Source organism: Sinomonas sp., assembly GCF_051955515.1.
Lineage (GTDB): Bacteria > Actinomycetota > Actinomycetes > Actinomycetales > Micrococcaceae > Sinomonas.
In genome coordinates, this window is sequence record NZ_JBQCGQ010000321.1 from 1 (window position 1) to 6,180 (window position 6,180).

Consider the following 6,180-nt stretch of genomic DNA (forward strand, 5'->3'; position numbering starts at 1 on the left):
CCCCCGGAGATGTTGCGCGACGTGCGAACCTGCTTCGAGAAGAAGTCGAGCTTGGCATCCCGGGCGATCACCGGCATTCCTTTGTGGTTGGGAGCAAATGTCGCCCCCATGTAAAGGCCGAAGACTGCCAGTTGGACGCCGATAAACGCGAACGCAATTCCTGGCGGGAGCAGCAGGAAGAGCGGGAGAAGTACAACGACAAAGCGCACAGCGAGCAGGCCGAGCTCGGCCCAGCGGCCTTTGATGGGGCCGCGTGAAAACAGGTGGCGGAAGCTGAGGTAGTGCAGGTTGAGGCCCTCGAGCGTGAGCAGCGGGAAGAACAACCATCCTTGGCGACGCGTGATCAGACGGCGCATACCAGTAGCCTGCGCTGCGTCTTCTTGGAGGAAGGACACCGTGTCGACCTCGATGTCGGGGTCACGGCCCACCCTGTTCGGGTTCGCGTGGTGGCGCGAGTGCTTGGAGTCCCACCACGAGTAGCTCATGCCGACGGCGGCACCCAGAATTCTGGCAAGAACATCATTTGCTCGTCCCCCAGACAGGATCTGACGGTGCGCAGCCTCGTGGGCCAGGAAGGCGACCTGAGTGAACAGGATGCCGAGCGCGGCGGCGATCAGGAGCTGGAACCAGCTGTGGCCGATGAGCACCGATCCGGTGACGCAGCCGGCGAGCGCGGCCACGAGGACTCCGCCGATGAGCGCATAGAACCATGGAGTGCGACGCAGCAGGCCGCCCTCTCGCACTGTCTGGGATAGCTGGAGGTAGGCCCTGGTCAGCGGAGGGAACGACTCCGTGCCCGCGTAGGCCTGACGGCCGGGAGTGAGATTGAGAGCGGGGCTGGAGACCGTAGTGATCAGAGTGCCTTCTTCCGGGTGAATGGCGCAGTCGGGGGGATGTAGGCGGGGGGGGGTGGATCGCTGGCCGCTTTACACCCCCACGGTTGTGAATCAGAGCGGGCGGATGTTCGCCGCTTGGGGGCCCTTCGGGCCGCGCTCGGAGTCGAACTCGACCTTCTGGCCCTCGTCGAGCGAGCGGAAGCCCTGGGCGGCAATCGCGCTGTAGTGAGCGAAGACATCGGGAGCGCCGCCGTCGGGCTCGATGAAGCCGAAGCCCTTTTCGGAGTTGAACCATTTGACAGTGCCAGTGGCCATTGTCGTTTTCCTTCTGTTGATTTGGCCGTTGAAGACCATGGATTCCGCGCCCCAGTGTGAGGGTGCGGGAGCTAGTTGGATGAGAGGGCTCACAACGCCAGCGGTGTAGGCCTCGGCAGGAGCCATGTTCGGGGGACGATCAACGCACGCCGCTCTGTGACAACGACAGGAGATCTGTGAGATAGACGGCGGCGGGAATGCAGGAGGCCTTCGACGATGAGCCTCAGCCGGACAGCGATTGAGCTTGCGGCGTTCGTACCAGTCTACACGGTGCAGCAAACGGTTTGAGACAGCGTCTAGGTGGACGGCGGTACTGTTAACAGATGAACTACAGGAGCTCGCCTCATGCCCCTTGGGCGGGAGGGCGTGCTCGCCCGATCACTGAGCTCGCAGCTGCCCTCGGGGAAGAAGCTTTCGAACACCCGGAAGAGCACGGGTACGGAGAGTGCGACGCAGAGACGATGAGGCAGCTTCGTCATCTCCGCGAGTTCCCGGCTGGGCGTGTCCGGATCTATCGCGCCCTGCCGCCGGGCCTCGGCCAGATCAACACGGGCGACTGGGTCACGCTCTCGAAGGACTACGCACGCCAGCACGCGATGCGTGACGACAATGCTGCGCACGACTGGCCGATCGTCTACGCTGACGTGCCAGCCCAGACCGTCTACAGCGACGGCAAGGACTTGGACGAGTACGGCTATGGCGGCCCTTCCCTCGTGCGTCTCGAGGATCATCTTGTGGGCGAAGGCGGGATTCATCACGTGAAGCGGGCCCCCCAAGCGCAGACTCAGGGCGACCTCATCAGCTAGCCCAGAAGAATCCGTGGAAGGGCCTGCGTGGTCAAGGCAGGCAATTAGCCTTTCGCAAGTGAACCGAATTCCCGATGGCACCGCCGCGGCCCACGACCGATCCGTCGACGTATCCATCATCATGCCCTGCTACAACCGCGGAGACACCCTCCTGGAAGCGGTCGAATCCGCAGTGACCCAACGAGGAGTCGCTGTTGAAGTGCTGATCGTGGACGACGGGTCGGGACGGCGAACACGCGCAGTGATCGACAGCATCTCCCATGAGCGCGTTCGGGTGCTTCGGCAAGCCAACGCCGGTCCCTCGGCTGCAAGGAATGCCGGCATCAGGAATGCGAGAGGCCGCTACATCCTGCCGCTCGACGCAGACGACACGCTGAGTCCAGGCGTCGCGAAACTCGGCGCAGACGTGCTTGATGCCCAGCCGAAGGTGGGCATCGTGGCCGGCGCAACCCGCATCATGGGCAAGACCGAGCTCATCCCCTGCGCCTTCGACGGGATCGAAACCATGCTTCCGCGGAACACCATTCTCAACACCGCGATGTTCCGCCGCGCGGACTGGGAAGCCGTCGGGGGATACCCGGAAAGTCTTCGGATGGGCGAGGATTGGGCGTTCTGGATGCGCGTGCTCTCGCTGGGGCGCGAGGTGGTGGTGCGGCCCGAGGTTTTTTTCGACTATCGTCGCTCCTCGCCACAGCAAGCCACCCATAGCCCGAATCCGCTAAGGGTCGCGGACGCGCAGAACCTCGTTCTCCGTGAGCATTCCGAGCTCTATCGCGAGAACTTCCACCTCGTCGTCGAGCAGCTCACCACGACGAGAGCAGCACTTGCCGGCTACCGGCAGGCCTATCGCCCCATCGACCGCGCAAAGGCCGCCATCAAGACCCTCCTCCGCCTTTCCTGAGACGAAGTTCCTGAGACGAGGGCCGCGCCGATCAAAGATCAGCGCGGCCCCGCACCTTCAGGCTCAGGCGAGGTCGAACCGATCCAGGTTCATCACCTTGTCCCACGCCGTGACGAAGTCTCGGACGAACTTCTCCTTCGCGTCATCGCCGGCGTAGACCTCGGCGATCGCGCGCAGCTGGGAGTTCGCGCCGAAGACGAGGTCGACGGCGGTCGCGGTCCACTTGGGTTCGCCGGTGGTCCGGTCGTGCCCCTCGTAGACGTTCTCCTCGGACTCGGACGCCTTCCATTCAGTGCCCATGTCCAGCAAATTCGCGAAGAAGTCGTTGGTGAGGGTATCGGTCCGATCGGTCAACACCCCCAGCCGTGACTGCCCGAAGTTCGCACCCAGCGCGCGCAGTCCGCCGACCAAGACTGTCATCTCGGGCGCGGTCAGGTTGAGCATGTACGCCCGGTCCACCAGCAGCGTCTCGGGCGGCAGCTTCTGCCCTGCCCTCAGATAGTTGCGGAAGCCGTCGGCCTTCGGCTCGAGCACGGAGAACGACTCCACGTCCGTCTGCTCCTGCAAGGCGTCGGTGCGACCCGCCGCGAAGGGGACCTTGAGGTCGACCCCGGCGTTCTGCGCGGCTTTCTCGACCGCCGCGCACCCGCCGAGGACGATCACGTCTGCGAGCGAGACCTTCTTCCCGTCGGAGAGCGATCCGTTGAAGTCCTGCTGGACCTGTTCGAGGGTCCGGAGCACCGTGGCCAGCTCGGCGGGCTGGTTGACCTCCCAGTCCTTCTGCGGCGCGAGCCGGATCCGGGCGCCGTTCGCCCCACCGCGCTTGTCGGTTCCGCGGAAGCTGGAAGCCGACGCCCACGCCGTCGAGACCAGCTGCGACATCGACAATCCCGAATCGAGGAGCCTCGCCTTGAGCTCCGCAATGTCTTGCTCATCGAGCAGCTCATGGTCGACGGCCGGCACAGGGTCCTGCCAGATCTGCGGCTCCGGCACCCATGGTCCGAGGTATCGGGTGACAGGTCCCATGTCGCGGTGGAGGAGCTTGTACCAGGCTTTGGCAAACGCCTCGGCGAGTTCGTCCGGGTGCTCGTAGTAGCGCCGCGAGATGGGGCCGTAGATCGGATCCTGCCGCAGCGCGAGATCAGTGGTGAGCATCATCGGCGCATGCCGCTTCGAGGGGTCGTGCGCGTCGGGCACGGTGTCCTGGGCCTCGGGGTTGGTCGGCTTGTACTGCTTAGCGCCGGCTGGGCTCTCCGTGAGCTCCCAGTCGTACTCGAACAGGTTCTCGTAGAAGCCGTTGTCCCATTTGGTGGGCTCCTTGGTCCAGGCGCCTTCGAGCCCACTCGTGAGCGCGTACTCCCCGCTCCCGGTGCCTGCGAAGTTCTTCCAACCGAGACCCATCTGCTCGATGGGTGCCGCCTCCGGCTCGGGGCCGAGGTTCTCCGCCTTCACAGCGCCGTGCGTCTTGCCGAAGGTGTGCCCGCCGGCAATGAGCGCGACCGTCTCCTCGTCGTTCATCGCCATCCGACGGAAGGTTTCGCGAATGTCGTGGGCGGCGGCCAGTGGATCCGGGTTGCCCTGCGGCCCTTCCGGGTTCACGTAGATGAGCCCCATCTGCACCGCCGCGAGCGGGCTTTCGAAATCACCGGGGGCGCTGTACCGCTCGTCACCAAGCCAAGTGTCCTCCGGGCCCCAGAAGATCTCTTCGGGCTCCCAGATGTCCTCGCGCCCAAAGCCGAAGCCGAACGTCTTGAAGCCCATTGACTCCATGGCCACGTTGCCCGCGTAGACGATGAGATCCGCCATCGAGATCTTCCGCCCGTACTTCTGCTTGATCGGCCACAGCAGGCGACGCGCCTTGTCGAGGCTCGCGTTGTCCGGCCAGCTGTTGAGCGGCGCGAAGCGTTGGGCGCCGCTGCCGCCACCGCCCCGGCCGTCCTCGATCCGGTAGGTGCCGGCCGCGTGCCACGACATGCGAATGAACAGCGGCCCGTAGTGGCCGTAGTCAGCGGGCCACCAGGGCTGCGACGTCGTCATCACCTCGATGAGGTCCCGCTTGAGCGCCTCGAGATCGAGGGTCTTGAATTCCCCGGCGTAGTTGTAGTCCTCCCCCATCGGGTTGGCCTTCGGCGAGGGCTGGTTCAGAACCCTCAGGTTGAGCTGGTTGGGCCACCAGTCCTGATTGGTCCGCGGCCGACTTGGCTTCAGAGTCGGCGCAGGGATGACCGGGTTTTCACTTTCGCTACCGTGCTCAGACATCTCCGTGTTCTCCTATCCCGTGTTCGATTTCCGATGTGGGGAGGCTTCGGCTGTTCGGCTGTGCTGGTCTTCGGTTGGATGGCAGACGGACGACGACGGTCCTCGCCTGGAGTGGGCTCCTTGGGTGCCGCTGGGGCTGGCGCACCCTACGGAGTATTGACCAGTCAGCGGAGCGAGTAAAGGCCCTTCGGCAGCTTCGGACAGAGGTTACTGCTCCTCCATTGCCTGACGCGCGAGATCCTGCCTCATCCATCGACGCACAAGGGCTGTATCAAGAACGAGGTCTCCGAGCTGAACGGTCCAGAAGACCCACGCGGGCAGCCCAGCGAACATGGTGGAAGCGAGCAGCCCAAGAAGGCAGAGCACCGAGGAGTCTCATTCTCACAAGACTTCCAGCCTTCGGTTCCACGGAGATGCTGCGCTCTTAGCGTCTCGAAGGGCTGAACAATGGATGGCGCGGAGCGAAGGTGACGATGGACATCCTTGCCGCTGACAACAACACCGTCTGGGCCTTCAAGGGACGATCGAATAGGCGCCTATGACCTCAACGCCGCTCAGGCACGAATCTCAGTGGTGAGCTGACTCCGCACCGGTAGTGCTGTCGTCGTAGGCCCTCACCACTCCTGGTGTGAACGGACTCATGTCTCCTGGGGATGTCCCGCGCAAAACGCCGTGTTGAGCGGGACATCCCCAGGAGAGGTGCCGCGGCCTCCGATCCTCCACAAGTGCGGCATGGGGCTTTCAACTACGACGCGGACCTCAATTTCGAACGCCCGAGCCGGCGCCGTCTGGGGCGGGAACCACATAGGCGAGGTAATCGCCGTCGGCCACTTCGAAACCGAATTCCAAGCCGTACTTTGTGAGGGCGGCTTTCGCTGCTTCGTATTCGGGACTGCCGGGAGCTGGCTCGCCGTCGACTTGGAGGGGCTTCGCCTGCTGGATCACCAGCCCAACCGAACGGCCGATTGCGCCGAGGACGGCGCGCAGCACATCGTGTCCGATGTGCTCCCCGCGGAATTCGGGAGCAATATCCAGGGTGGAAACGAACATGACGTCGCGGCCG

At 64.2% G+C, this 6,180-nt stretch carries 5 protein-coding genes and 1 pseudogene; 2 read left to right on the top strand and 4 right to left on the bottom strand.

Annotated elements, in window-relative coordinates; all coding sequences use genetic code 11:
- Both ACTHL9_RS19145 and ACTHL9_RS19150 read right to left on the bottom strand, forming a co-directional pair.
- Positions 1 to 854: fatty acid desaturase family protein (locus tag ACTHL9_RS19145; RefSeq protein WP_440520890.1), on the bottom strand; the 854-nt coding region annotated here is incomplete at its 3' end.
- A gap of 93 nt (positions 855 to 947) precedes the next feature.
- On the bottom strand, positions 948 to 1,151 hold the full coding sequence (locus tag ACTHL9_RS19150; protein ID WP_440520886.1) for a cold-shock protein: 204 nt from the start codon (positions 1,149 to 1,151) through the stop codon (positions 948 to 950).
- A gap of 323 nt (positions 1,152 to 1,474) precedes the next feature.
- Here ACTHL9_RS19150 and ACTHL9_RS19155 point away from each other — a divergent pair, with 323 nt between their 5' ends.
- Positions 1,475 to 1,957 carry a hypothetical protein gene (locus tag ACTHL9_RS19155; RefSeq protein WP_440520887.1) on the top strand — a complete coding sequence of 161 codons (483 nt, stop codon included), beginning with the start codon at positions 1,475 to 1,477 and terminating at the stop codon, positions 1,955 to 1,957.
- A gap of 58 nt (positions 1,958 to 2,015) precedes the next feature.
- Positions 2,016 to 2,858 carry a glycosyltransferase family A protein gene (locus ACTHL9_RS19160; RefSeq protein ID WP_440520888.1) on the top strand — a complete coding sequence of 281 codons (843 nt, stop codon included), beginning with the start codon at positions 2,016 to 2,018 and terminating at the stop codon, positions 2,856 to 2,858.
- A 63-nt stretch (positions 2,859 to 2,921) separates the two neighbouring features.
- Here the strand turns inward: ACTHL9_RS19160 and katG are convergent, their stop codons facing one another.
- Complete coding sequence (gene katG / locus ACTHL9_RS19165; protein WP_440520889.1) at positions 2,922 to 5,117, bottom strand: catalase/peroxidase HPI; 2,196 nt, start codon at positions 5,115 to 5,117, stop codon at positions 2,922 to 2,924.
- 759 nt (positions 5,118 to 5,876) lie between these two features.
- A pseudogene (locus ACTHL9_RS19170) lies at positions 5,877 to 6,180 on the bottom strand (hypothetical protein); the annotation flags it as partial.